Source organism: Paenibacillus sp. AD87 (genome assembly GCF_001659845.1).
Lineage (GTDB): Bacteria > Bacillota > Bacilli > Paenibacillales > Paenibacillaceae > Paenibacillus > Paenibacillus marchantiae.
The window spans coordinates 1522763-1546915 of the sequence record NZ_LXQN01000007.1 but is presented as its reverse complement, the minus strand read 5'-3'; the positions used below and the strand labels follow the sequence as shown (position 1 = coordinate 1546915).

Below are 24153 nucleotides of genomic sequence, written 5' to 3'. Positions count from 1 at the left end.
CCTCCTAAATAGCTACATGACCCGTTTGAACAATTTCTCTAGATCATAGGTTGAAAATGACACCACAATCGGTCTCCCGTGTGGACAAGTATACGGTTGACGGCAAGAACCAAGACGCTGAATCAACACTTCCGCCTCCTGATCCGTCAATTTCTGATTGGCTTTGATGGACGCCTTGCAAGAGCACATGATCGACGCCGCTTCTCTCATCTTGGCGACATCTATACTACGTTCACTCAGCACCCATTCTGACATCTCTTCAATAATGTCTTTCTCATCTCCCTTGGGGAACCAGAATGGATGGGAACGCACCCGGAAGGTCTGCCCACCGAAATGTTCCAAATAGACACCTGCCTGCTCGAACCAAGCCAGTCTAGTTTTGAGCTTTTCGGTCTCGGATGGTGTGAACTCCAGTGTAATGGGCAATAGCAACTCCTGCGAAGCCTGAGCCGGATTGCCAAACTGCTCGTAGTAATACTCATAATTCACCCGTTCATGGGCCGCATGCTGATCAATCAGATATAGACCATCTTGATTTTGTGCAATCAAGTACGTCCCGTGGTGCTGCCCAATCAGGCTTAGTTCAGGAAACGCAGGCATGGAAACATCCGATTTAACGGCAGATGCCAGCCTCGCTGGGTCCGGCAAACTAGGAGCCTTCCAGTTCCGCTCTCCTTTTGCACCCGCCGTAGACGGATTATAAGATGAACGATTTTCTCTAACTGGAGAATTCACCGAGTTGGAACGATACGCAGAAGCTGGAGCCTGTGAAGTCGATAGCCCCTTATCTTCAGTTGAAGGTAAGGCATCTTGCGCAGCACGATCTGTAGCAGCACCAGTACTTCCACTCACAGCAGAAGCTGTTTCGCTATGGGAATTTTCGTCATGACTATAATTACGCTTCAGAACATTAGACCCTGAGTCCCCGCTCAACATCCCAAATGGATCATAGGATGGTGGTATCTCGGGTGGAGCTTCAGGAAACGGCAGCGTCTGACCCTCACCGTTTCCATCAGAACCTGATTGCACATCAGCCGAAGCCACATCAGCCGGGGCATCCAGATCATCGTCCACTGAACTCATTTTAGCGAGTCCAGCATGTTTCCCTAATGGACCCTGTTGCCCATACCCTGCGGATTCCGTTTCGTCCTTTAGAGGACCTCTGGGGAACAGGAACTGTTCCTGGATAAAGGAACTGTTATCTCCACGTCTGATTTGCTGCTTGGTTACCTGTGGAATGAGCACTTCCTTCCGCAAGATTCCACGCAGTGTCGTTTCTACAAACTCGTACAGCTCCGCTTCCTTGCTGAAACGAACCTCCAGCTTCGCCGGATGCACGTTCACATCGACCAGGGATGGATGCATTTCCAATTGCACCACGACAAGTGGGAACCGATTAATGGGCAGCAACGTATGATACGCCTTCAGAATAGCCTGGTTGAGCCCGTAATTCCGAATAAAGCGTCCATTCACAACGGTCGACATGCCGCCACGATTGGCACGAGTCCATTCCGGCAAACTGATCAGCCCGCTCACACGATAGTCCAGACTCTCTCCCTGAATGGGGAGCATCGCTTTGGCGGCACTAGTACCATAGATCGCTGCAACCACTTGCAGCAGATCCCCATTGCCCAGCGTCTGAAGCAGTGTATTTTCATTATGACGCAGCGTGAACGAGATGTTAGGATGAGACATTGCCATACGATAGAGAACATCCGAGATATGTCCCAGCTCGGTCTGGATCGTTTTCATATATTTAAGCCTGGCCGGCGTATTGAAAAATAGTTCTTTCACCTCAAAGTCCGTGCCTTGGGGTGAGGTTTCATCCTCATGTGAGAGAAGTTTGCCTCCCTCAATCACGATTCGTCTTCCTCGCCCGTCATTCCCGCTGGCTGACAACACTTCCACTTTGGAGACAGCGGCAATACTCGCCAAGGCCTCTCCCCGGAACCCAAGACTTGTGATCTGGAACAGATCGCGGCCATGAGCTATTTTACTGGTTGCATGACGATAGAAGGCCTTTTCCATATCCTCTGGCTCGATACCAGCACCATTGTCTTTGACCCGAATACGGAGCAGTCCGCCCTCTTCCACCGTAACATCAATCTTGGAGGCGCCTGCATCAACCGAGTTTTCGAGCAACTCCTTAACGACTGAAGCAGGCCGTTCGACCACCTCACCTGCTGCAATCTGGTTGGCAATATGTTCATCAAGCACATGAATTTTCGCCACAGATTTTCCCCTCCCCTATACTCAGGATAATTGCTGTGCCTTCAATTTGAGATCATTCAGTATTTGCATCGCCTGAAGCGGTGTCATGTTCATTACATCAATATCCTTCATATTACGAATAAACTCCCGAGCAGGCTTGTCAAGGGCAACTACCTCCGTTTTCGGAGTTACACTTGGCTCTTCATCTCCAAAGATGGACAATTGAACCACATCAGCATGTTTGGAAACTGCCTGCTGCTTGCCATTTTGTTTTTTGTCCTGTTGTTTCTGTACTGGAGCTTCAGTCGCAACAGTGAGTTCGACAAGTTCCGTAGATTCCTGCTCCCGAATCAATGACGAATGATCTGTTGCCTGGAACTCTGCACCATCTCGATCATGATCACCCGATTGCTGCTTGTCATTCCCGGCAAATTCGCTGCCAACCGCAACCTGAGCCGCCGTATGCTCGAAACCGTGCAGCAATCCATTCGCCCGCTCAATGATACTATCCGGCAGACCTGCAAGCCGTGCGCAATAAATCCCGTAACTGCTGCTGGCAGCCCCGGCGATCAATTTACGCAGGAAATTGACCTTGTCCCCGCTCTCCTGAACGGCCATGGAGTAATTCGCCAACTTGTCCAAACTCTCTTCCAGATGAGCAAGCTCATGGAAATGAGTTGATACAAGCGCTTTGCACCCAATGATATCGTGCACATATTCAATGACGGACTGGGCAATCGCCATTCCCTCACTGGTAGACGTTCCCCGACCCAATTCATCGATAATAATCAGACTGCGTGGTGTTGCTTTATCCGTCATGACCTGAATGTCGGCCATCTCCACCATAAACGTACTTTGTCCACCGATGAGATCGTCTGCCGCACCAATCCGTGTGAAAATACGATCCATAATCGGTACTTCAGCTTGCCCTGCCGGCACAAAACAACCGATCTGAGCCAGAATCGAAATCAGCGCCACCTGCCGCATATACGTACTTTTCCCTGCCATATTTGGGCCGGTAATCAGCAGAATACGCGCCTCTTCCTTCTGCATCGCTGTATTGTTGGCAATGAAAGCTCCATCTCGCATCACTGCTTCAACTACCGGATGGCGCCCCTGTTCTACAACCAAATCGTAACCATCGGTCAATGTAGGCCGTACGAAATTGCGCTCTGCACTGATGACGGCAAAGGATTGATAAACATCAATCTCCGCGACCAGCTCAGCCAGTTTTTGCAGCCTGGCAATCTCCTGATTAAGCCGTTCGCGCAATTCTGCGAACAAGCCATATTCAATATCGACCATCTTGTCCTGAGCTTCCAGAATCAGCGTCTCTTTTTCTTTCAGCTCCGGTGTAATATAACGCTCAGCATTCGCAAGGGTTTGTTTCCGCTCGTAACGGCCTTCTGGCAGAGAAGCCAGGTTCGACTTGGTAATTTCAATATAGTACCCAAATACTTTGTTGTAGCCAATTTTCAGCGAGCGAATGCCGGTCGCTTCACGCTCTCTGGCTTCTAGTTCAGCAATCCACTGCTTGCCATTCACCGAGGCTTCCCGAAGCTCATCCAGCCTCTCGTGGTATCCTTCACGAATTAAGCCACCATCACGCACGGACACAGGCGGCTCATCAACGATAGCCTGACCAATTGCATCTCGCAGATCACTGCAATCATCCATAATGCCAGCAATGTGCTGTAGCGTCGTGGAAGGCGAGCCTGCACAATACTGACGTAGCCCCGGAATTTTGTCTAGTGACAGCTTCAGTGCATTCAGATCCCGACCGTTAGCATTACCAAAGGCAATTCGACCCACCAGGCGTTCCAAATCGTAGATGTCTTTGAGTTCTGCACGCAGATCTTCCCTCAATATAAACTGGTTATACAGCGTATCTACCGCTTCCAGACGTTCATTGATTTTTCCTTTTTGCAGCAAGGGTTTATCAACCCAGCGACGCAGCATGCGGGCACCCATAGACGTTTCTGTGCGGTCCAGCAGCCAGAGCAGCGATCCTTTTTTCGAACGCTCACGTACCGTTTCCACCAGTTCCAGGTTACGCCGAGTAAAGGGGTCCAGAATCATAAAGTGATCCGGCTCATACGTTGAAACCTGTGTCAATTGTCCAAGTGAACGTTTCTGTGTCTCACTTAAATAGGAGAAAAGACGCGCTATGCAGGCTTGACGTTCAGGCTCCAAACGTGCCCATACCGCTTCTCCGAATTGCTGACGCACCAAATCTTCCTTACTCTTCGTCCATGGTGTATACACCACAGGTCGACCAATTGGAGATGCCTGGGTAGCCACCGTATCAAGCAACGCAGCATCCCCCACTATTTCAGAAGGTTCGTAGATTCCGATCTCATCCTTGAGCCACTCTTGTGAGTATGGAACAGAGGTCACGTAGAGCTCCCCTGTGGACAAGTCACAGGCAGCCAGTGCAAGTGTGTTCTGATTCCCTGTCAGGCAAACCATATAGTTATTGGACTTGTCCCCCAAGGTCTTGCCTTCCATTACCGTTCCGGGTGTTATAACTCGTACAATTTCACGCCGCACCATGCCTTTGGTTACCGTTGGATCTTCCATCTGTTCGCAGATGGCTACTTTGTATCCTTTTTCAATCAAGCGCTGTATGTAATTGTCAGCCGAATGATAAGGCACACCGCACATAGGGATTTTATCTTCTCCCCCTCCTGCGCGTGCTGTTAATGTAATCTCTAGCTCACGGGAAGCATTAACCGCATCCTCAAAGAACAATTCATAGAAATCACCTAATCTAAAAAAAAGAAAAGCGTCCTGCGCTTCGGCCTTCACTTGCAAATATTGTTGAATCATTGGCGTATACTGAGCCATGAGTATCCTCCATCCGTTCCAATGTTGTCAGGAAGAGAAGCTGTCTCGGAAGGAACAATAAGGCGGTAAGGCACCTTATTCGTGCCACCGCCTCATGTTTCGGCTTCCGCCGCTTCCCTCACAGGTTGCTGTTCCATTTCTTCCGTAACGATGATCAAAATCGACTTATTTCTCATTATACCAAAAAAGTGTCCACTCTTCATGAACCTGCTCGAATATTCCAGAGTTTACGTATATCCCGACTCTCGTCCCATGTTCTACCCTGTCTTAGCTGGCTAATTAATGGAGCGGCGTAACGTTCATAACGCTCATAACCGTCCATTTGCGTCAGGTCATCCAGCAGTGCCGGAATATGCGCCTGCATTACCTCACGGTTTCCTTCATAAAAAGCAGTATGAATAGCAGCCTTCGCCAAAGGACGTTGACGCAGCTGATGATAACCTCTCGCGATAAGACCAGCTAGAGCAACAACACCTTTGGCAACCAGAGGAGATACCAGAAAACTGGGTAACGTGCGGTATTCAAATCCACCGTAAGATTTCAGTCGAAAATCACCCAATGCCCCATAACGTGGACGCCGGCCTGAACCTCGTGGGTCCTGAAGAACGGCAAGCGGCAATGCTAGATAATTGTCAAATGCGCGCAGCAGTTCCCCGTTTAGTGTAACGCCACTGAAATGGATATGTCCGCCGAGCGGCAATCCGCGCTGGGGCATTCCCCCTGCCTGCCAGATCAGCGAGTGATCACTAATACTACGAGATGCGGCCGCAAAGGCTCTCATCAGATGAGCCAGCAGTTCGCGCGGCTCAGAGCTGGGAGCGGGTCGCAGTTCGGCTACCGGATATATTCGTCGTCCACCGATCGTCACGGAATCACAGCCGGCTACGCCTGTTCGTTCGAGAAATCTAGAGGCGGGCACGATTTTGGATTCTGGCATTTGTACAAGTAGAAATTCAGGGTCCATTCCAAGTATGGGGGCTGCATTACAATGCCGCTCTTCATCCAGTTCGGACTGAAGCTGTTTCCAGCCTGCACGGTACATGGCAGAGAGATCTGTCATGCCCTTCCATGGCCTTGGGTCAATCGAGATGACAGAACAACCGCTCTTTCCTGATGCTTCCAGTCTTACAGCGCCGTGGTCCAGTCCAACCGTATACAATGTTTTGGTGGCAAGCCGTTCAATACGTTTGAATAACGTTGATGCTGCTTCACGATCCAGCACACTTTCTTGCGCTCCACCCATGCCACTGGTGTCCCTACGTTTGATGCGAATCGCTTGAAGACAGCATATCTCTACATCATAACGTACACGCAGACCCAACTCCCGGTCACGCCTGTCCTGCGAAGCCAGCACTTCAATCCCGGATCGTTTCAGGCGATCTGCTCGTTCACGAGGGAGCATGCGTTCATATCGGCGCACCGCCTCCTCGGCCTCATCTATCACATTCATCCTGTCCCTCCTCCCAATTCTCGCCCAAAATGAAAAAAGAGGGCTTACGCCCTCTTCACTGCCGCTTGCGGCGCATATGATACCTTAAGTTTATGAATCCAGATCGCTGAGCTTACAGCTCATCGTCAAGCAGGTCGGGATCGAGATCGTCATAATCTCCATCACCACTACCGAAGTCATAATCCTTGTCTTCATAATCTCCACAGCCATCCGTGCACACTTTCACACAAACTTTGGTCTCGGCGACCAGTTCAACAGCGAATTCCCGTTCTACCCGGATAATTACGCTGCCTCCACCTGCCGACACCGTGGCTTCCACACAGCTCGGTTCCTGCGTTGCATCCGCAGATACCTCTACAGTGGCGGCCCGGTGTTTCGGGTCCAGATAGGACAAAGGCACATGTTCTACATACGACACCGTTTCTTTGGCTACATCCGTCTGTGAATTTTTGTCATAGGAATACCAAATGTTGATATCGTAAGTACCAATAACTTCAATTCCGTCCCCCGCTGATACGGCTTCATATTGGTGGTTGATAATCCAAGCCCCCAAAATACTGGTCGGACCATGTGGCGGAGTCACGGTATGTGTTACGGTAGAGAACTTACGACCTTTCCCGCAGATCGCCTTCGTGATGATCTCTCTACATTGATGTTTATGACTCAATGACATCTTTAAACCTCCTCCATACAATCATTCTTTACAAGTGTATGCAGGGCATCCGTCTAGGGTGACAACTATTTTCTATTATTCATTTGTAGATTGGGACCGGTCCGATACCGGAGACGGAGCTTTGTCCTTCTTGGCTATTTTCAGATACAGCGCGAGTTCCCGGCACAGCTGGAGAATAGCTGAACGAATCTCGAATTCTTCCCTTGTATCCGGCAACTCCATTCGCTTGAATTCTTCTTGCACATCTGCGAGAAGTTTTTCTGTACGTCCGGTGTAAGATTCAGTGAGCACATCCTGACTGAGCTGGTCGAACAGCTCCGATACCATTTCCGCATGCGGCATCTTCTGATAGATCTGGGATACCAGATGCATCATATGCTGGATGGAATCCAATTGCGTTTTGCGCATATAAAAGTAAACACTCCATCCCTCGTTCGGATGGATGACCTGATTCTCCAATGAACGTTTGGCTGCTTCAATGCCGCCCAGTACAGCTTTGTCAGCTTCGATCAGTTCTTTCCCTGCCCACACTTCATTCGGATTACGTAGCGTAGCTGCAAACTCCTTAAAGATAACCGAGAATAACTCATCAATTCTTTTGCGAATACGCAGCATCTGCGGGTCCGCAGCCGGCATATACGCCAGATTGACAACCATCGCGGAACCGAGACCAATCAGCAACAGCCCAATTTGGACCAAAACCACATGTACGTCCATTTCACCGCCGCCAAATACCCGGAACACCACGACAGAACCCGTCACAATGCCTTCCTTGAATCCGGCCCGAACGATAACCGGAAATGCAATTAGTATGTAGAACGCCAGCACCCAATAATGGAAGCCAAGAAAGTGAAAAAGTACACTTGCAAATAAAAGTCCCACTACGGAAGCGAAAAATCTCGCAGATATGGTGCGAATACTTCTTTTCCGTGTCACATCAACGCCGAGTATGGCTAACAAGCCCGCCGATGTTGGTCCGGGCAAGCCGCACCAGTCCGCAATCAGCACGGCCATCAGCGCGGCTATTGCGGTTTTAATTACCCTAAAACCCATTAACTCCCTCTCCTCTAAGCTGCAAAAATGTCAAAGCCAGCGAGCCATACCTATCCAAGTGAGCGCTTGTCCAATGCCTGACAGCGTGTATCGTCATATATCATATCCCTAGTATTACACATCCTGCCAAAAACCATTTCTTATCTAATCAAAAGAATCATTCAGGAAGAACCGCATATCGGAATTCGCTGCTACAGTCATAAACGGCATCAACCGACATGCATATGCATGTCGGTCTCAATAACGCGCCCCGGATGAGGGACGCTGGCAATTTGATTGATGCGACAGAAGCCTCTAGGCCCTCTTCTCCAATCGTCGCATTCATTCCGGACTGCGCGGAATATTCGTAATAGTATGGTACTTGATTTTTCGGGTTCGGGCAACGTGACACCTCTTGTGAAATTGTATACATATCATGAAGCATTCTATTTTGCACACGCATGTTTTGCAGAATTACCTGCGTCCTGCCAGCAGCTTGCGTTCTACATATACAACGAGCTGGTACATCGCTGTAGCTACAGCCGCAATAATCAACAGGCTCGATAAAACAAGGGTAAAGTTAAACACTTGAAATCCGTAGATGATCAGATAGCCCAATCCCTGCTTGGCGACCAGAAATTCACCCACGATTACACCGACCCAGGCCATGCCCACGTTTACTTTTAAGGTAGAGACAATGGCAGGAAAAGAAGCAGGTAATACGACTTTGCTGAAAATCTCGGAGCGATCGCCACCAAACGTACGGATAACCTTTATATAGTTCTGATCTACTTCATTAAAACTGTTATACACGACAAGTGTAGTAATAATGACCGTGATTGACAAAGTCGTCATGACAATGGCCGTAAATCCTGCACCAAACATGACGATAAAGATTGGACCCAGCGCTACTTTGGGCATGCTGTTGAACACAACCATATAAGGATCAAGCACTTTGGACAAAAAAGGAGACCACCAGATCAGAACCGCAAGCAGTGTTCCGACGAGTGTCCCCAGCAAAAAGCCGACTGCCGTTTCCCCTACGGTTACCCCAACATGCGCCCATAGTTCTCCACTGACGATGTCCTTCCAGATCTGATTGAAAATTTTGCTGGGATAACTGAACAAAAGCACATCAATCCAGCGCAGCCTTCCCGCCAGTTCCCACAGCAAAAACATAAACACCAACATGGACAGCTGCACCGCCAGCACTTTATGTCGCCATCTGGCAACCTGCTGAATATGACTTTGGTGCAGCTGTCTCATCCAATCATCACGCATTTCCTGCTTCTGGTTCGTCTGATTCACCCGTTCTTCTCACCTCCACCGGACTGATCCAATTCACTCCATAACGCCTGAAACAGCTCATTGAACCCTGGCTGCTCCCTCGCGTGAAAAGGCTGTGCGTTCCGCAGATCTTCGGGAATGATAAACTCCTTCCGAATGCGCCCCGGATTACGATCAAGCACGATGACGCGGTCACTGACGGCAATAGCTTCGGACAGATCATGGGTGACAAGCACCGAAGTTTTGCCGGATTTCTTCAGTGTGTCTGAGACCAGATCCTCCAGCTGCAGCTTGGTTTGATAATCAAGTGCGGAAAAGGGTTCATCCAGCAACAGTATTCCCGGATCCGTAGCTAGTGTACGTACCAAAGCCACCCGTTGCCTCATGCCCCCGGATAACTCGGAAGGATACTGGCTTTCGGTTCCAGCTAGACCCATACCTGCCAGCAGCTCACGTGTGCGCTCGCGACTCTCGTCATTGAGCCCACCTGTCAATTCAAGTCCGATCAGGACATTATCCAAAATGGTACGCCATGGAAACAGATAATCCTGTTGCAACATATAGCCAATCTGGGCAGACGGACCTTCGATGCGTTTACCTTTAACCTTGACCTCGCCTGCGGTCGGTGTGAGCAGCCCGGCGATGATCGACAGCAATGTCGTTTTACCACATCCGCTTGGGCCAACAAGACTAACGAACTCTCCTTGCTCGACCTGAAGATTCAAATTTTCGATAACCAGAGATGCTTCACGCTCGCTGACATAGACTTGCGAAATCCCTTCCAGTCTGATCACCGTTTCGGATTCAGGCATACATGCTCACGTCCTTTCCTGAATACCTGGTTACTTCGCTGATGCTGCTTGTTCTGCATAGGAATTATCAACAATCGTTTGAGAATCCACACGCTGTTTCAGTTCTCCCGCAGCACTCATGACGTCCAGCAAGTTATTCCATTCGTCCTCATCAATGATGGGATCGGTTGCATATGTGCCCTGTTCCTTGTAACGGTTCACACTGCTTACCAGAATGGCTGGATCAATATCTTTGAAATAAGGCTTGATGACTTCAGCGATCTCTTCAGCGGTGTGGGAATCCACCCAAGCTTGTGCTTTGTGCAAGCCGTTAGTGAACTTCTGAACGATGTCCTTGTTGTCATTGATATAGCTTTGTTTGGTCATGAAGACCGTATAAGGCAGATGGCCACTTTCCGTTCCAAACGAGGCTACAACCTTGCCGCGACCCTCTTTTTCAAAGATGGACGCCTGAGGTTCAAACAGCTGCACATAATCCCCCGTACCTGAAGCAAATGCAGAAGCAATGTTGGCAAAATCCACATTCTGAATCAATTCCAGATCATTCTGCGGATCAATGCCATGTTTTTTCAGCGTGAACTCGCCTGCCATTTGAGGCATGCCGCCTTTTCTTTGTCCGAGAAATGTACTCTGGTTCAGTTGATCCCAATTGAAGTCACCTTCGGGATTGCGGGCAAACAGAAACGTTCCATCCGTCTGTGTAAGCTGGGCAAAGTTAATGACTGGATCTTCTGCGCCTTGTTGATAGACATAAATAGACGTCTCTGCTCCGACCAATGCGATATCTACTGAGCCTGCAAGCAATGCAGCCATCGTTTTGTCTCCACCAGCCGTCGTCTGAATGTCCACTTCAAGCCCCTGTTCCTCAAAAAAACCTTGGGCCACGGCCACATATTCAGGTGCGTAAAACACAGAACGCGTGACCTCACCAATCGTAATTTTGGTTTTATCCTTATCTTTATTGCAGCTGGTGAGAGCCACGATGATAATGAGCAAAATGACGATGGCCCGGATGAACCAGGGCGTGTATTTCATGATATTTCCCTCCTTCACTGGTTTCAGCTGTTCTCTCTATTATGGATATGCTGATGCCCAGCAAAAGGTTAAGAACTTGCATGCAAAAGAAGAGCCGGGCAAAGATGCCCCGCTCTTCAAAAATTAGATAATGATGTTATAGCTGTACTACAGCTTGTAAATCTCAGTATATTTCGCTTCCAGATAATCGGCCAAATAGTCCGGATTCAACTCTTCACCCGTTACGGCCACAATCAGTTCGGAAGGTGTACGGCTTTTGCCATAACGATAAATTTTGTCAGTCAACCATTCCTTGATGGGAATCAGGTTACCTTCGGCAATATGGGCATCGAACTCAGGCATTTCTTTGCGCAATGTATGTAGAATCTGTGCAGCATACATATTGCCGAGCGAGTAAGAAGCAAAGTAACCAAAGTCACCACCCGACCAGTGAACATCCTGAAGCACACCCATACCATCATTCGGCGGCACAATGCCAAGATATTCCTTGTATTTTGCATTCCAGGTCTCCGGCAGGTCCTTGACTTCCAGACCTTCGTTAAACAGCATTTTCTCAATTTCATAACGAATGATGATGTGCAGATTGTACGTCAGCTCATCAGCTTCAATCCGGATCAGAGAGCTTTCAACCCGGTTAATTGCCCGGTAAAAGTCTTCCAGCTCAACCTCGTTTAATTGAGGGAAGTGCTGTTGCAAATCTTTATAATAACGCGTCCAGAATGCAAGACTGCGGCCAATCATATTTTCCCAAAGACGCGACTGGGATTCGTGGATACCCATGGACGTTCCTTCGGCAAGAAGAGTACCAGCCAGGCTATCGTCAATATTTTGCTCATACAGAGCGTGTCCGCCTTCGTGTAGTGAACTGAAGACCGCACTCGTCACATCATCCTGCAAATAATTCGTCGTGATCCGCACATCACCTGGATTCAGGCCCGTTGCGAACGGATGAACACTCTCATCGAGTCTTCCGGCTTCAAAGTCATAACCCATTTGTCCCAGAATAAACAGACTGAATTTCTCCTGTTGATCCTTGTCAAACAGCTGGTTCAAGAACTCCGTGTTCGGCTTGTTCGCCGAAGCATTGATCTTCTCTTGCAGCGGAACCAAACGGGCTTTGAGACGGGCAAATACCGCATCCACCTTTTCTACAGTCAGTTCCGGTTCATACATGTCCAGAAGGGTATCATAACGAGTATCTTTCACACCCCAATAGTCAATGAACTCTTGTTTGAGCTTCACAATATCGGTGAGGTAGGGCGAAAAACCTGCAAAATCACTGTTATGCTTGGCATCTTCCCAAGCCGTTTCTGATTTTGCGGTAAGTACGGTATACGCTTGTACTTTTTCTGGTGGTACGGACTGACTGCGATTATATTCTTTCTGGCAATCTTCCACCTGACGACGGTCGATATCTTCCAGCTGTTCCAGCACGGCTGGATTTGTTAATGTATCCAGGTAGGATTTCATCTCAGCTGAGGTTTGCAGTTTGAATGCTTCGGTTGACAGCATTCCCAGTGTTTCCGAACGTGTCGGGACACCTTTTTTGGGCGCACCTGTGCGCAGATCCCAGTGAAGCAAACCAATGGCTTCATGATAACTCTTGATTTTGCGAGCCAGATTACGGAAGGATTCCAGCTGTTCCTGTGTGTGTTGTTCCATTGTTAACGTTCACCTCTTCAAAAAAATGTTGGTTTCCCTATTGATGATACTTTTTGCAATGCGTATAATCAACTTTTAACAGATGCAAATTGCATTATTCCTCCAAACCGAGGAATAATGCAATTTGCTGACCGTGGTATAATAAAAATACCAAAGGGCGTAGGACAAGCTGCATTTGATGCAAGTGGCCGTGCTCATCGTATTGGATAACAGGAGGCAATAGACATGAACAACATTCAAGAGATTCTGGCTTACAACAAATCATTTGTCGAGACTAAAGAATACGAAAAGTATACGGCAGGCAAGTTTCCAACCAAAAAGATGGTCATCATCACTTGTATGGACACTCGTCTGGTGGAAATGCTGCCCAAGGCCATGAACCTGAAGAATGGCGATGTGAAAATCATCAAAAACGCTGGCGCAATCATTTCTCAACCTTTCGGGTCTGTTATGCGTAGTGTTCTCGTCGCCATCTATGAGCTTGGTGCCGACGAAGTACTGGTTGTTGGACACACGGAATGCGGTATGGCTTCCCTACACGCAGAGACCATGATTGGACATATGGTTGAACGGGGTGTATCTGAGGAAGTCATGAGCACACTGGAGAACTCCGGCATACGTTTACAAAAGTGGCTACGCGGGTTTGACAGCGTTGAAGAAGGGGTAAAACATACTGTGGAAGTGATCAAGAAACATCCATTGCTTCCACCTACTGTACCCGTTCACGGCATGGTCATCGACTCCTACACAGGTGAACTTGATCTTGTCGCAGATGGGTATGGGCAATAGACATCTCTCTAAATGGTTTTGGGTGCGGACCTCAGGGTCCGCACTCTTTTTTTGTCTAAATTGAGGCAGTTGTTCTGTCAGGTTGTCAAACCATACAGTTTCAGTGTACACTTTTATGAAAGCGGTCAAAGAAAGCAATTTACATTGTTTTTGCTGGCCCAGCCCTAATATTAAGGAGACATGTGCATGAACATACTTTCCTACGGATTGCTCGGGCTTCTTACCCGCGAGGAGTCATCAGGTTATGATCTAATGCTGAAGATCCAGCCTCATTGGCAGGCTAAACACAGTCAGATCTATCCGCTCCTCTCCAAAATGGAAAACGATGAGCTTTTAGCCTCCCGCTGGGTGCAACAGTCTGACAAACCGGACAAAAAAATGTATGCAGTCACGGAAAAAGGTATTGAAAAACTGCTGGGATGGATGATCACTCCCGTTACCGCTCCGGTTACGCGCGACGAGTTCAACCTGCGTATTTTATGTGTCGGCATTGCGGAAGACGGAAGCATGAGACGCATTCTGAATGAGCGCAAAAACTGGTTCATGGAACGCATCCGTTATTTCGAGGATTTGAAATCCCGTATACCTCAGGATAATTTGCGAGTAGGCAGTCGGGAATTCGGAAGTTACATTCTGGTACAAAAAGGGTTAATGAACGCACAAACGGGCATCGAATGGTGTAACTGGGTAACCCAATTACTCGATGGTCAGGCGGCAATTCAGGACCCTTGTCCAAGTATTTCAGAAAAATAAACAAAATTTGAAACGTTCCTGTAAGTTGACCGTATTACTTGAGTAAGGCCCATTTTTGGGCGAATCAAACAAATTAATCGGGGGGTTACGATCTTTACAATGAAGAAAAAATTCGGAATTAAACATCTCATGATGGTTTTCATGGCCTTTACATTACTGTTTGCAACAGTTGGAGTTGCGAATCCGGATTCTGCTGATGCTAGACGTGGTGGCGGTTTCAAATCGGGAACAAAAAGCTATACCAACACACCTAAGAAATCCGATTCCAACAGCAATGTGAGCAAATCTAATACGAATAATAACTCCAATGGAGCAGCTACAACGAACCGTGGCGGATTCTTCGGCGGTGGCGGTGGATTTATGAAAGGTATGATGCTGGGCGGTCTTGCTGGTATGATGTTCGGCGGATTGTTCGGTGGCATGGGCGCTCTGGGTAACATTCTTGGATTGCTCGTAAACGTAGCTGCAATTATGCTGATCGTGATGCTCGCGATGGCTCTATTCAGAGCCATTACGAATCGCCGTAAACCAGCAGCAGATGGTCGTTATGACCGCAAAAATGATCGTGATGATGATGACCGTAACAGAAACGGACGGTACTAATCTCTATGGTTCTAAGCATGGATGAAATTGTCAACGCGATCTGTATTCACATGGCTGAACGCAAGGGTGTTCGCCCAACCGATGTCAATGTGGAACTGAGCTGGGAAGAAGATACGGGATATTCCGCAGAAGTCTGGATTCAAGGCCGCAGTCAGTATCTGGTCGAATCCAACATGATTGAAGCGATCCTGCGCTACCTGCACAGTGAATACGACATTCGGGCTTACCGTGAGAATGTAAGACTGGATCTGGATGAAGAGATCACAGCGATTGTGAATCAATAAATGAATAACTAATAAGCCATTTGCGGATGGAATATAAAAAGGACTGTCTCCATGATGTCATTGACATGATTGGAGACGGTCCTTTTTTTGTGTTCCTTGGGAAGATGAAACCTTTGCATCTACCTTCCCAAGATTCATAATGTAATCTTATGGCTACTTCAATTTCACCAGACTGTAGTTTTTCTTGCCTTTACGGATAATGATGAATTTACCACCGATTGCGTGCTCTGCAGAGACCGTGAATTCCAGTTCCGTAACTTTCTCACCATTCATGGAAATGGCCCCTTTGGTGACATCCTCACGCGCCTGACGTTTGGATGGCTCCAGGCCAAGATCCACGAGCCAGTCTACAATATTTTTTGCTTCACCATCGGTTTCGAAGGTCGGCATTTCTTTAAAGCCCTGCTCGATTTCGTCAGCTGTAAGGGAACGAATGTCTCCGCTGAAGAGTGCTGCGGTAATGCGTTTCGCCTGCTCCAGCATGTCGTCGCCGTGAACAAATTTCGTCATTTCTTCAGCGAGTGCCTTTTGTGCTTCACGCTTGTGGGGCTCCGTTTCTACCTTTTCAGCCAAAGCTTCAATTTCTTCTTTGCTTAGGAATGTGAAGTATTTCAGGTATTTGATTACATCACGGTCATCCGTGTTCGCCCAGAACTGGTAGAATTCGAATGGAGTCGTCTTATTCGCATCAAGCCAGATGGACCCGCCTGCGGATTTACCGAATTTCGTTCCGTCGGATTTGAGCATCAGCGGGATCGTCAGACCGTAAGCTTTAGCTTCTGGCCCTTCTTTTTTACGGATCAGGTCCAGACCGCTTGTAATGTTGCCCCATTGATCGGAACCGCCGATTTGCAGCTGTACATCCTCATGTTGGAACAGGTGCAGGTAATCGAGCGATTGGAGAATCTGGTAGGAGAACTCGGTAAACGAAATTCCATCTTCCAGTCTGCTCGCAACCACATCTTTGGCTAGCATCGTGTTGAGGTTAAAGTTCTTACCGTAGTCACGCAAAAATTCAATCACATTGATTTTGTGTGTCCAGTCGTAGTTATTGACCATACGTACCTGATTGTCGCCATCCGTTACGAAAAGCTTTTTCATTTGTGCAGTCAGAGCATCTACATTGGCTTGGACCTCTTCCAACGTTTGCAGGGAACGTTCCGATTGACGACCACTTGGATCACCAATCGTTCCTGTTGCCCCACCAATTAGAATGACTGGACGGTGCCCAGCGAGTTGGAAACGTTTCAGCATCATGAACGGAATCAAATGTCCGATGTGCATGCTGTCTCCTGTAGGGTCAACTCCGCAATACAATGAAACCGACGTGGTCTCTGTCAGCTCACGCAGACCCTCCGCATCTGTCTGTTGATTAATGGCGTCGCGCCATTCCAGTTCATCAATAATATTCAAAACAAACAACCCCTTCTCTATGCATTGGTATTAGGCCATGATCTACGTTAATTCACAAGGAGCTAAGCCGGGCGAGGCTTTTTTGGACACAAAAAAATCGCCGCCTTGTCTTCAATAGACATAGGGACGATTATCATAACCGTGGTACCACCCAACTTGCACAGACAACAACTCACACGCTGTCCATACCGCTTTCAGCAAAATATCGTTTGCCATTCCGCTTGGCATTACCCAAGTACTCCAGAGTGTAATTCGCAGCCCTTGTATGTATCAGGTTCCATCAACCCCTGACTTTCTGTAACAGGGACAAAGCCGCTACTGCGCTCTATCAACGTAATTCATGTATTCAATTTATAGCCAGTATAGCCGAACGTTAATATCATTGCAAGGCCAAGTATTTAATCTTTATATAGAGCAACAGATGAGTGCCTACGCCAAAGTTTATAAAGACATCATGTTCAACTTCTCGTGGTAATAAGCATAAGCCTTTTTGCAATCTGATCTTCATTGTTCCAAAATTGCTGATCCAGCACATCAAGATGTTGCTCCTCCTCTACTGTTAGAAACTTAGGAATATCCCACAGTTCAGCAAGTCTTTCATCCTCTCCCAAATGCTTAATGCAGCCATATGCTGACTTTATGATGTCCATTACTTGAGTCGCACCAATGGTATGTAATGCCTGCAACGCGTATAGGTATACCTCTTCGCCCCAGTTGCAGAAAAATTGAACAAAACCACCGTTAAAAACGTCCATCTCTAGCAGCCATAAAGCAGCAATTTCCTGTTCATTCGTTGTTAACGCAGCCCAGCCCTGAGCGGATTCATTCTTTTTCCCCACAAAGGTTAACGCATATTCATACCACACATCATTAATATCCTGTTCACTCATGTCAATCACCTCTCTTTTCTTGGTTCCAGCCTCTCCAGATCTTGCCGTTTACCCGTCTGATGCCAATACAAGTAAGGATCTCCAAGCTGTTGGACAGCCTTCTCAACACTTTGGGTCAATTCTTGCGTCACTGCGTTTGTGTAATTCAAGTGTGTCTGTTTATTATCCACACCATATCGTTTCAGCAATTCCACATGCGCTGCCGTAAAAATGATATCCTCCAGCAGCCAGTAGATTACTTCTTCCGTCTGTTCCATTCTTTTTTCCAACATAACCATGCCACGCTCGTATATACGAACTATATATGCATCATTTTCAATCTCTACATATGGAACTCCTTCCCCTTTAAAGCTCTCAAACAAGCGGTTAACATAGTCCTCAATCTGCTGCCTGCGGAAGGATGTCCGCTCAAGCAACTGAAAAAGAGTTTTTGCAATCTCTGTTTTGCTTAGTATGTTGGACATAAAATCTCCTTTTGACATGATAATGAAAAAGCTGCCAATGGCAGCCTCTTCATAACAAGTTTTCAATCAGGTTCCACAGAAAGTCCGGTAGGAGGTATCGCACTGCGTAGGCAGTTCCGCGTACTCAGCTTGTTCGGTAGAATGTGCAAACGGGTTTGAAAGAACAGCAAGAAGTTTCTCCATCACACTAAGATCTCCGTGATTCTCCGCTCGGTCCAGTGCTTCTTCCACCCGATGATTACGAGGAATCACCGCTGGGTTGCTAGTTCTCATCAATTGCTGCGATTCTTCTTTCCCTTCCTGCTGTCTGCCTAATCTTGCCTGGCGACGCTCATTCCACTCCGCAAACTCTGAAGTATCGAATAAAGGAGCTCCGTTGAGCGTATCAAAGGTCAGTGAGAGAAACGTATTTGTGTAATCTGCACTATGCTTCTCCATCAATTCAAGAAGATCCCTGATTAGCGCTTCATCCTCAGCCTCTTCATTAAACAAGCCCAGCTTGCTCCGCATTCCCGAGAGCCAGTGGTGGTGATACAATTCAGAGAATTGTGCAATCGCATCCTGAGCGATTTGTACAGCCTGTTCTTCATCCTCATGCAGCAGTGGCAGAAGCGTCTCTGCAAACCGAGCCAGATTCCAGCCGCCAATATACGGTTGATTTCCATATGCATACCGACCTTGCGTGTCAATGGAGCTAAATACCGTCGCTGGATTGTAGGCATCCATAAACGCACACGGCCCATAATCGATGGTTTCACCACTGATGGCCATATTATCTGTATTCATTACGCCATGAATGAAACCAACCTGTTGCCACTTGGCGATAAGTGAAGCCTGTCGACGAATGACTTCCTGAAGTAACTGGAGATAGCGATTATCGGCTTCGGCAATATCGGGAAAATGCCGTTTCAGTGTATAGTCAGCCAATGCTCTGAGCTCATCAATCGATCCCCATCTGGCTGCGTATTGGAAGGTTGCTACACGTAAATGACTTGAAGCCACCCGAGTCAGGATTGCACCAGGTCGCTCTGTTTCGCGTGTAATGTTTTCTCCAGTAGATACAACCGCCAGACTTCGCGTTGTTGGAATACCCAGTGCATACATCGCTTCACTAATAATATATTCACGCAGCATTGGCCCAACAGCAGCACGTCCATCGCCTCCGCGAGAATATGGGGTTCTTCCCGAACCTTTCAGCTGGATATCCACTCGCTCGCCTTGTGGCGTGATCTGTTCTCCCAGCAGCAAAGCCCGTCCATCACCAAGCATGTTAAAATTACCGAATTGATGACCCGCATAGGCCTGAGCGAGAGGCTCGGCACCTTCCGGAATCAGGTTACCTGTAAACACCTCCGCTCCTTCATCACTGTTAAGAGCCTCAGCATTCAGCCCCAGGCTGGCTGCAAGCGATGTATTGAAGATGATCAACTTCGGTGATTGAACAGGTACCGCACCCTGATTTGTAAAAAAGGTCTGTGGCAAACGTCCATAACTGTTGTCGAAGTGCCACCCTTTTTTCAGCGTTTCTTGTTGCATGTGATCACAACTCCTTTTCTGTAACCAAGCGATATCAGGATATCCCTTCGTTTTATTTTAGCCTTGTGAACCAATGCTCATTTATGTAGTCGCATGGAAATTCAACGGAAAGAACATGTAGCATGTTCATGATGAAACTTTAGCATATTTATATCCCTTTTGCATTCATCCTGCTGTAACTTTCATACCCGGGACACCGTTTAGAGATCAAGGGGTGATCAAATTGAGAAAATACATCTATTGGATTGGGTCTATAACACTTTTGTTTATGTGCCTTACGGGTTGTTCAGCGGACAACATACAATCAAAGGGAAATCAGGTTATCGTTCAACAACCGGTTGAGAGCTCCAATCAATATACCCTGTATAAACCTACTTATGTTCAATTAACTAAGAAGAAATCTGCAAAACTTTTCGAACTCATCACAGGTGAAAAGCTTCCGGGGTATGTTGAGTAAAAATATCCAATTGTACTCTGCAGTTTACCCAAAATAAAGACCCAAGAGGTTCATTGGCAAGGGGAGTCATTCCGATCATTCCACCTCAACCAATACATCTTGGGTCTGTTCCATTTATTCAGATCGCATACCTGTTACAAGACAATCTTAAGTATGTGCTTCTTGAGCTTGTACAGGCTGTACGGGCAGACTCTCTTTTTTAAATCCGAGGTTAAAGAAAACATTGAGCAGGATGGCACACAGACTGCCTGTGATAATACCATCACCAACAATAATGCGGATACTTTGAGGCAGCTGGGCAAACAGATCCGGCACAGCCGTGACGCCAAGACCGAGTGAAACCGAACAAGCAACGATTAACAGATTGGATTGCTTGCTGAAATCCACATGTTGCAGCATTTTAATCCCGGATGAGACTACCATGCCGAACAGAACAACCGTTGCCCCGCCGAGTACCGCGCTTGGAATAATCGTTGCGAATGCCGCAACTTTGGGGATCAGTCCAAGAAAAATCAGAATACCTCCGGCTGCAACAACCACATTGGTCGTTTTCACTTTGGAGAGCTGAACCAAACCGACATTCTGAGCAAATGTGTTATACGGAAAAGCATTGAAGATACCACCAAGTACAAATGCCAGACCTTCTGCGCGGTATCCTCGTGCCAAATCCTTTTCGTTAATCGGTTGATCACAGATTTTGCTCAAGGCCATAAACACACCTGTAGATTCGATAATGACAACTGTGCCGACAATAATCATGGTAATGATCGGACCGATTTCGAAGGTAGGCCATCCAAAGTAAAAGGGCTGGGGCAAATGAAACCAAGAGGCTTCCTGTACAGAGCTGAAATTCACTTTCCCCATGATGGCAGCGACGAGGGTACCCACAATAATACCGAGGAGAACTGCGAGGGATTTGACAAAGCCGCGAGCATATCGATTCAGCACCAGAATGAAGAGCAATACCCCGAATGAGAGCGCCAGATTGTCCAGACTTCCGAAATTCTCACTGTTTGCTCCACCTGCCATGTTCTTGATGCCCGTTGGAATTAACGCCAGACCAATAATGGTTACGACTGTTCCAATCACAACGGGAGGAAACAGTTTGACGATTTTACTAAAGAAAACAGCACATATAACGATGAATATCCCTGCTGCTATGATGGAACCGTAAATGGCCGGAATTCCATATTGTGATCCAATCGCAATCATGGGAGTCACAGCAACAAATGAGCTTCCAAGAACCGCTGGCAAGCCAATCCCCAAATACTTACCTTTACGTGCTTGAAGCCATGTCGCGATACCACAGGTTAACAGGTCAATCGATACCAGATACGCCAATTGTTCCGCAGTCAGGTTTAACGCTCTTCCCACAAGCAGCGGAACCAAAATGGCCCCGGCATACATCGCCAATACGTGCTGAATTCCCAGTGAAAAAATCCTCATTCTCTTGGTTTCTCTCATCCCTACCTGCCCCCTGTAATTTAGAATCACTTTACCGCTGCAAAAATCATGTTATGTTGATTCACATTATATAAACAATTGCGGGAAGTTCCATGATCCATCACATAGAATTGTTGCAGGTTATAAAGAGAACTCAATATATTGGGCATTTTGTACAAAAAGGAATGAAAACACCTCCTTCTTTTGTTATATTATCTCACATAAAAAAGGCTAGCCAGAAAATTCTGACTAACCTGATCATATGAAAGCCACCGCCATGGCGACTTCTTATGCATAATATATTATGGACAATATGCAGACTCAAATCGAATAATCGACCACAATTACATTCTCCAGCCACTCATTCAGGCAGGCTACAAATGCCTGATGTGCAGGATGCGGGCCATAAGCACGCAGCGCTTCCTGATCTTCAAATGTCACTCTCAGGCCAAGTGTGAAGCCCTGAATATGATCCGTCTCCTCTGTTACATTAATACCTGCGGTGAGATCCACAATTCCAGGAATCTGTTCCTGTAACGCGAGCAATTGAGCTACCAATTCTTGCTGTTTGACCGTAGTGATTTTATCGTTCAATTTGAATGCGACCAAATGTTCATACATTATCTTTTCACCTCATTCCTTTAACGAGTAGTGATTTAGCTTTTTAATACTCTGCTCTGAACATGATGCAGAAGTTTCTGAAGCCAGATTATATCGCTCTGAATGGAGTGGTACGCGTGATCTCGCATCAACAACAGTGCATCTTTCAGATCCTCCTGCACATCAATCTCCTGAGGTGTATGAGATTCAATATATACCAGCCTCTTATTCATCTTCTCAATAATATCCTCAATCAAATACGCGATCTTCTGATTATCCACCTTATCCAAATGGACCAACGCAGCGTATAAGGACTGTACATTCGTAAACTTCTGGAACACCTTATATATGCTCTGTTCAAGGGACTGACGTCCTTTTTCGGTAATTCCATATGTCGTTTTGTCTGGTCGATTTTCACTCTGAATTGTTTCTACCTTCTCAATAAGACCCTTCTTCAGCAACACTTCAAAATTATAATAAATGGTGCCTTCGGTAATCTTGGCATCCGTTTGATCCAGATGTTTACCAATTCGCTTCTTAATATCATAGGGATAATAATTCCCTTCACTTAGTGCACCGAGTATAAATATTTGAATCGACATGTGACTGCCCCCATTCTGCTTAATCGAAGGGCATAGCTTCTTCTTCATCGCCTACCCTCATATCTTCTATTTTATATCATAACGGGCTGTTGTACAGACTCCTGTGTGGTACTAGTTTGCTTGGCTTTTTTGAAATGATGAATGGCTGTATTGATAACAAAGGCTCCCACACCAACCAATGCCAGCCCAATAGCATAATGCACCGTTCGTCCCCCACCGAAGAGAATATTGTAATCCAGATGCGTTGAATAGAACATCGGTGTGATTTGACTTACGAATTTGAAATATCCTGGCATCATCTCCGGTGACATGGACGTCCCGTTTGCAATGGATTGGCTGAGTACGAATATCATATTGATCAGCATTCCGCCTTGACCCAGAAGCATGATAAAGATACTTGTAAACTCAATCGACACAAACAACTGCAAACTATGCACCATCCACAGTTTCAAAAACGCTTCCACGCCATACCCTTGCACCATAAAATAAATGCCTATCCCTACAAGTGGAGCAAGGATGGAAACAAGCAGGTTGACTCCTCGCATTGCAAAGAATGCTTTCCATTTCCCCATCTGTCCTTGCAGTTGTTTCATTCCGCCAATGCTTTGCATCGCATAGATCATGGCTCCAACATAGAGCGCCATGGTGATAAACATCGGTGCCATCTGATTTTGCATGCCTGCTGGTTGCGGGTTGCTCAGAACGATGTCGGATGATACTTTGTCCATGGTCGATTCCACAATCTGTTTCGATTGCTCCGCAGGAACCTGCATACTGCTCAGCACACCCTCGAAGCTCTGTGCCTGAACCTGAGCACCGATCTGCGCAGTGATTTGAGCAGCTACATTTTTCATTGAACTGGTGATCGTTGTTGGGTTCGATTCATTAATCAGGTACTGGAGCTGAGCTTTACCGCCTTGTTCAGACAGTTTCTCCGTAAAATCACCCGGTATACGTATGATCATATGAATATCCCGATCTTCAAGCCCTGTCTTTGCCTGTTGCAATGATTCGTTGGTTACTACCTTAAATGGCAATTGTTCTTGCAATTTTTGTACAAATTCAGTACCGGATTGCTGGTCCTCGTTGACAATGGCGACCGTAAGATTGGTTACATTTTTGGGGATTGCGCTATATCCCGACATAAAAACGGTCAACATTACAATCTGATAAAAAACGATCATGAATATGCCTGCCTTGACTCCGCCGTGCTTCAGTATGTTCTTCACTCTTTACTCCACCTTGTTTTTTTCAATTTAAACTACTTGAATTAAAGTACTCTTATTTGTTATATTTGTCAATGAGACCAA

The 24153-nt window shown here is 46.9% G+C and carries 21 protein-coding genes and 1 other annotated feature; of the genes, 4 read left to right on the top strand and 17 right to left on the bottom strand.

The features are described from left to right. Positions 1-12: 12 nt before the first annotated feature. From mutL to gpAD87_RS07030, 9 genes are all read right to left on the bottom strand, one after another. Positions 13-2232 carry a DNA mismatch repair endonuclease MutL gene (mutL, locus tag gpAD87_RS07070; protein WP_064637099.1) on the bottom strand — a complete coding sequence of 740 codons (2220 nt, stop codon included), beginning with the start codon at positions 2230-2232 and terminating at the stop codon, positions 13-15. 21 nt (positions 2233-2253) lie between these two features. After that, entirely contained in the window at positions 2254-5058 is a 2805-nt protein-coding gene (gene mutS, locus gpAD87_RS07065; protein ID WP_064637098.1) for a DNA mismatch repair protein MutS, read from the bottom strand. Between the two features lie 199 nt (positions 5059-5257). Beyond that, on the bottom strand, positions 5258-6508 hold the full coding sequence (locus gpAD87_RS07060; protein WP_231952465.1) for a putative amidoligase domain-containing protein: 1251 nt from the start codon (positions 6506-6508) through the stop codon (positions 5258-5260). A gap of 112 nt (positions 6509-6620) precedes the next feature. After that, the gene (locus gpAD87_RS07055; RefSeq protein WP_053780858.1) at positions 6621-7181 is read right to left on the bottom strand and encodes an outer spore coat protein CotE; all 561 of its coding nucleotides are present in this window, start codon (positions 7179-7181) and stop codon (positions 6621-6623) included. 75 nt (positions 7182-7256) lie between these two features. After that, positions 7257-8234 carry an aromatic acid exporter family protein gene (locus tag gpAD87_RS07050; RefSeq protein ID WP_063563085.1) on the bottom strand — a complete coding sequence of 326 codons (978 nt, stop codon included), beginning with the start codon at positions 8232-8234 and terminating at the stop codon, positions 7257-7259. Positions 8235-8687: 453 nt separating this feature from the next. Beyond that, entirely contained in the window at positions 8688-9479 is a 792-nt protein-coding gene (locus gpAD87_RS07045; RefSeq protein WP_371121628.1) for an ABC transporter permease, read from the bottom strand. Between the two features lie 38 nt (positions 9480-9517). Then, entirely contained in the window at positions 9518-10312 is a 795-nt protein-coding gene (locus gpAD87_RS07040) for an ABC transporter ATP-binding protein (protein ID WP_064637096.1), read from the bottom strand. A gap of 30 nt (positions 10313-10342) precedes the next feature. Continuing rightward, positions 10343-11347: an ABC transporter substrate-binding protein gene (locus gpAD87_RS07035; RefSeq protein WP_064637094.1), complete on the bottom strand. Its 1005-nt coding sequence runs from the start codon at positions 11345-11347 to the stop codon at positions 10343-10345. A 147-nt stretch (positions 11348-11494) separates the two neighbouring features. Continuing rightward, positions 11495-13009: a carboxypeptidase M32 gene (locus gpAD87_RS07030; protein WP_064637092.1), complete on the bottom strand. Its 1515-nt coding sequence runs from the start codon at positions 13007-13009 to the stop codon at positions 11495-11497. A 225-nt stretch (positions 13010-13234) separates the two neighbouring features. On the opposite strand from gpAD87_RS07030, the gene gpAD87_RS07025 reads away from it, so the two are divergent. The 4 genes from gpAD87_RS07025 (at position 13235) to gpAD87_RS07010 (ending at position 15438) form a co-directional block, all read left to right on the top strand. Beyond that, positions 13235-13798, top strand: coding sequence for a beta-class carbonic anhydrase (locus gpAD87_RS07025; protein ID WP_063563089.1), 564 nt, complete (start codon positions 13235-13237; stop codon positions 13796-13798). A gap of 186 nt (positions 13799-13984) precedes the next feature. Further along, positions 13985-14551 (top strand): PadR family transcriptional regulator, encoded by a 567-nt coding sequence (locus gpAD87_RS07020; protein WP_063563090.1) that lies wholly within the window; start codon positions 13985-13987, stop codon positions 14549-14551. Between the two features lie 99 nt (positions 14552-14650). After that, a complete protein-coding gene (locus tag gpAD87_RS07015) occupies positions 14651-15154 on the top strand; it encodes a hypothetical protein (protein WP_063563091.1) in 504 nt (167 codons plus the stop codon). A 5-nt stretch (positions 15155-15159) separates the two neighbouring features. Further along, on the top strand, positions 15160-15438 hold the full coding sequence (locus gpAD87_RS07010; protein WP_024630486.1) for a YxcD family protein: 279 nt from the start codon (positions 15160-15162) through the stop codon (positions 15436-15438). Between the two features lie 153 nt (positions 15439-15591). On the opposite strand, the gene tyrS is transcribed toward gpAD87_RS07010, so the two are convergent. The 8 genes from tyrS to gpAD87_RS06965 all read right to left on the bottom strand — a co-directional run bounded on the left by tyrS (position 15592) and on the right by gpAD87_RS06965 (position 24072). Next, positions 15592-16851 (bottom strand): tyrosine--tRNA ligase, encoded by a 1260-nt coding sequence (tyrS, locus tag gpAD87_RS07005; RefSeq protein WP_063563092.1) that lies wholly within the window; start codon positions 16849-16851, stop codon positions 15592-15594. Between the two features lie 119 nt (positions 16852-16970). Continuing rightward, positions 16971-17192 (bottom strand) — a binding site (T-box leader). 117 nt (positions 17193-17309) lie between these two features. Then, the gene (locus tag gpAD87_RS07000; protein WP_064637090.1) at positions 17310-17741 is read right to left on the bottom strand and encodes a DMP19 family protein; all 432 of its coding nucleotides are present in this window, start codon (positions 17739-17741) and stop codon (positions 17310-17312) included. A gap of 5 nt (positions 17742-17746) precedes the next feature. Further along, positions 17747-18205 (bottom strand): Imm63 family immunity protein, encoded by a 459-nt coding sequence (locus gpAD87_RS06995; protein ID WP_064637085.1) that lies wholly within the window; start codon positions 18203-18205, stop codon positions 17747-17749. Positions 18206-18271: 66 nt separating this feature from the next. Beyond that, positions 18272-19741, bottom strand: coding sequence for a protein adenylyltransferase SelO (locus gpAD87_RS06990; RefSeq protein WP_064637083.1), 1470 nt, complete (start codon positions 19739-19741; stop codon positions 18272-18274). 604 nt (positions 19742-20345) lie between these two features. Continuing rightward, complete coding sequence (locus tag gpAD87_RS06980) at positions 20346-21662, bottom strand: nucleobase:cation symporter-2 family protein (protein ID WP_063563096.1); 1317 nt, start codon at positions 21660-21662, stop codon at positions 20346-20348. A gap of 300 nt (positions 21663-21962) precedes the next feature. Next, on the bottom strand, positions 21963-22262 hold the full coding sequence (locus gpAD87_RS06975; RefSeq protein WP_064637080.1) for a Dabb family protein: 300 nt from the start codon (positions 22260-22262) through the stop codon (positions 21963-21965). 35 nt (positions 22263-22297) lie between these two features. After that, positions 22298-22891 (bottom strand): PadR family transcriptional regulator, encoded by a 594-nt coding sequence (locus gpAD87_RS06970; RefSeq protein WP_064637078.1) that lies wholly within the window; start codon positions 22889-22891, stop codon positions 22298-22300. Between the two features lie 23 nt (positions 22892-22914). After that, positions 22915-24072 (bottom strand): YhgE/Pip domain-containing protein, encoded by a 1158-nt coding sequence (locus gpAD87_RS06965; RefSeq protein WP_082935024.1) that lies wholly within the window; start codon positions 24070-24072, stop codon positions 22915-22917. Between the last annotated feature and the right edge of the window lie 81 nt (positions 24073-24153).

What these genes read in the sequence shown, in the direction of transcription:
- mutS (WP_064637098.1), bottom strand. Translation starts at nt 5,058, where the DNA reads ATGGCTCAGTATACGCCAATGATTCAACAATATTTGCAAGTGAAGGCC.
- gpAD87_RS07060 (WP_231952465.1), bottom strand. Translation starts at nt 6,508, where the DNA reads ATGAATGTGATAGATGAGGCCGAGGAGGCGGTGCGCCGATATGAACGC.
- gpAD87_RS07055 (WP_053780858.1), bottom strand. Translation starts at nt 7,181, where the DNA reads ATGTCATTGAGTCATAAACATCAATGTAGAGAGATCATCACGAAGGCG.
- gpAD87_RS07050 (WP_063563085.1), bottom strand. Translation starts at nt 8,234, where the DNA reads ATGGGTTTTAGGGTAATTAAAACCGCAATAGCCGCGCTGATGGCCGTG.
- gpAD87_RS07045 (WP_371121628.1), bottom strand. Translation starts at nt 9,479, where the DNA reads ATGAGACAGCTGCACCAAAGTCATATTCAGCAGGTTGCCAGATGGCGA.
- gpAD87_RS07040 (WP_064637096.1), bottom strand. Translation starts at nt 10,312, where the DNA reads ATGCCTGAATCCGAAACGGTGATCAGACTGGAAGGGATTTCGCAAGTC.
- gpAD87_RS07035 (WP_064637094.1), bottom strand. Translation starts at nt 11,347, where the DNA reads ATGAAATACACGCCCTGGTTCATCCGGGCCATCGTCATTTTGCTCATT.
- gpAD87_RS07030 (WP_064637092.1), bottom strand. Translation starts at nt 13,009, where the DNA reads ATGGAACAACACACACAGGAACAGCTGGAATCCTTCCGTAATCTGGCT.
- gpAD87_RS07025 (WP_063563089.1), top strand. Translation starts at nt 13,235, where the DNA reads ATGAACAACATTCAAGAGATTCTGGCTTACAACAAATCATTTGTCGAG.
- gpAD87_RS07020 (WP_063563090.1), top strand. Translation starts at nt 13,985, where the DNA reads ATGAACATACTTTCCTACGGATTGCTCGGGCTTCTTACCCGCGAGGAG.
- gpAD87_RS07015 (WP_063563091.1), top strand. Translation starts at nt 14,651, where the DNA reads ATGAAGAAAAAATTCGGAATTAAACATCTCATGATGGTTTTCATGGCC.
- gpAD87_RS07010 (WP_024630486.1), top strand. Translation starts at nt 15,160, where the DNA reads ATGGTTCTAAGCATGGATGAAATTGTCAACGCGATCTGTATTCACATG.
- gpAD87_RS07000 (WP_064637090.1), bottom strand. Translation starts at nt 17,741, where the DNA reads ATGAGTGAACAGGATATTAATGATGTGTGGTATGAATATGCGTTAACC.
- gpAD87_RS06995 (WP_064637085.1), bottom strand. Translation starts at nt 18,205, where the DNA reads ATGTCCAACATACTAAGCAAAACAGAGATTGCAAAAACTCTTTTTCAG.
- gpAD87_RS06990 (WP_064637083.1), bottom strand. Translation starts at nt 19,741, where the DNA reads ATGCAACAAGAAACGCTGAAAAAAGGGTGGCACTTCGACAACAGTTAT.
- gpAD87_RS06980 (WP_063563096.1), bottom strand. Translation starts at nt 21,662, where the DNA reads ATGAGAGAAACCAAGAGAATGAGGATTTTTTCACTGGGAATTCAGCAC.
- gpAD87_RS06975 (WP_064637080.1), bottom strand. Translation starts at nt 22,262, where the DNA reads ATGTATGAACATTTGGTCGCATTCAAATTGAACGATAAAATCACTACG.
- gpAD87_RS06970 (WP_064637078.1), bottom strand. Translation starts at nt 22,891, where the DNA reads ATGAAGAAGAAGCTATGCCCTTCGATTAAGCAGAATGGGGGCAGTCAC.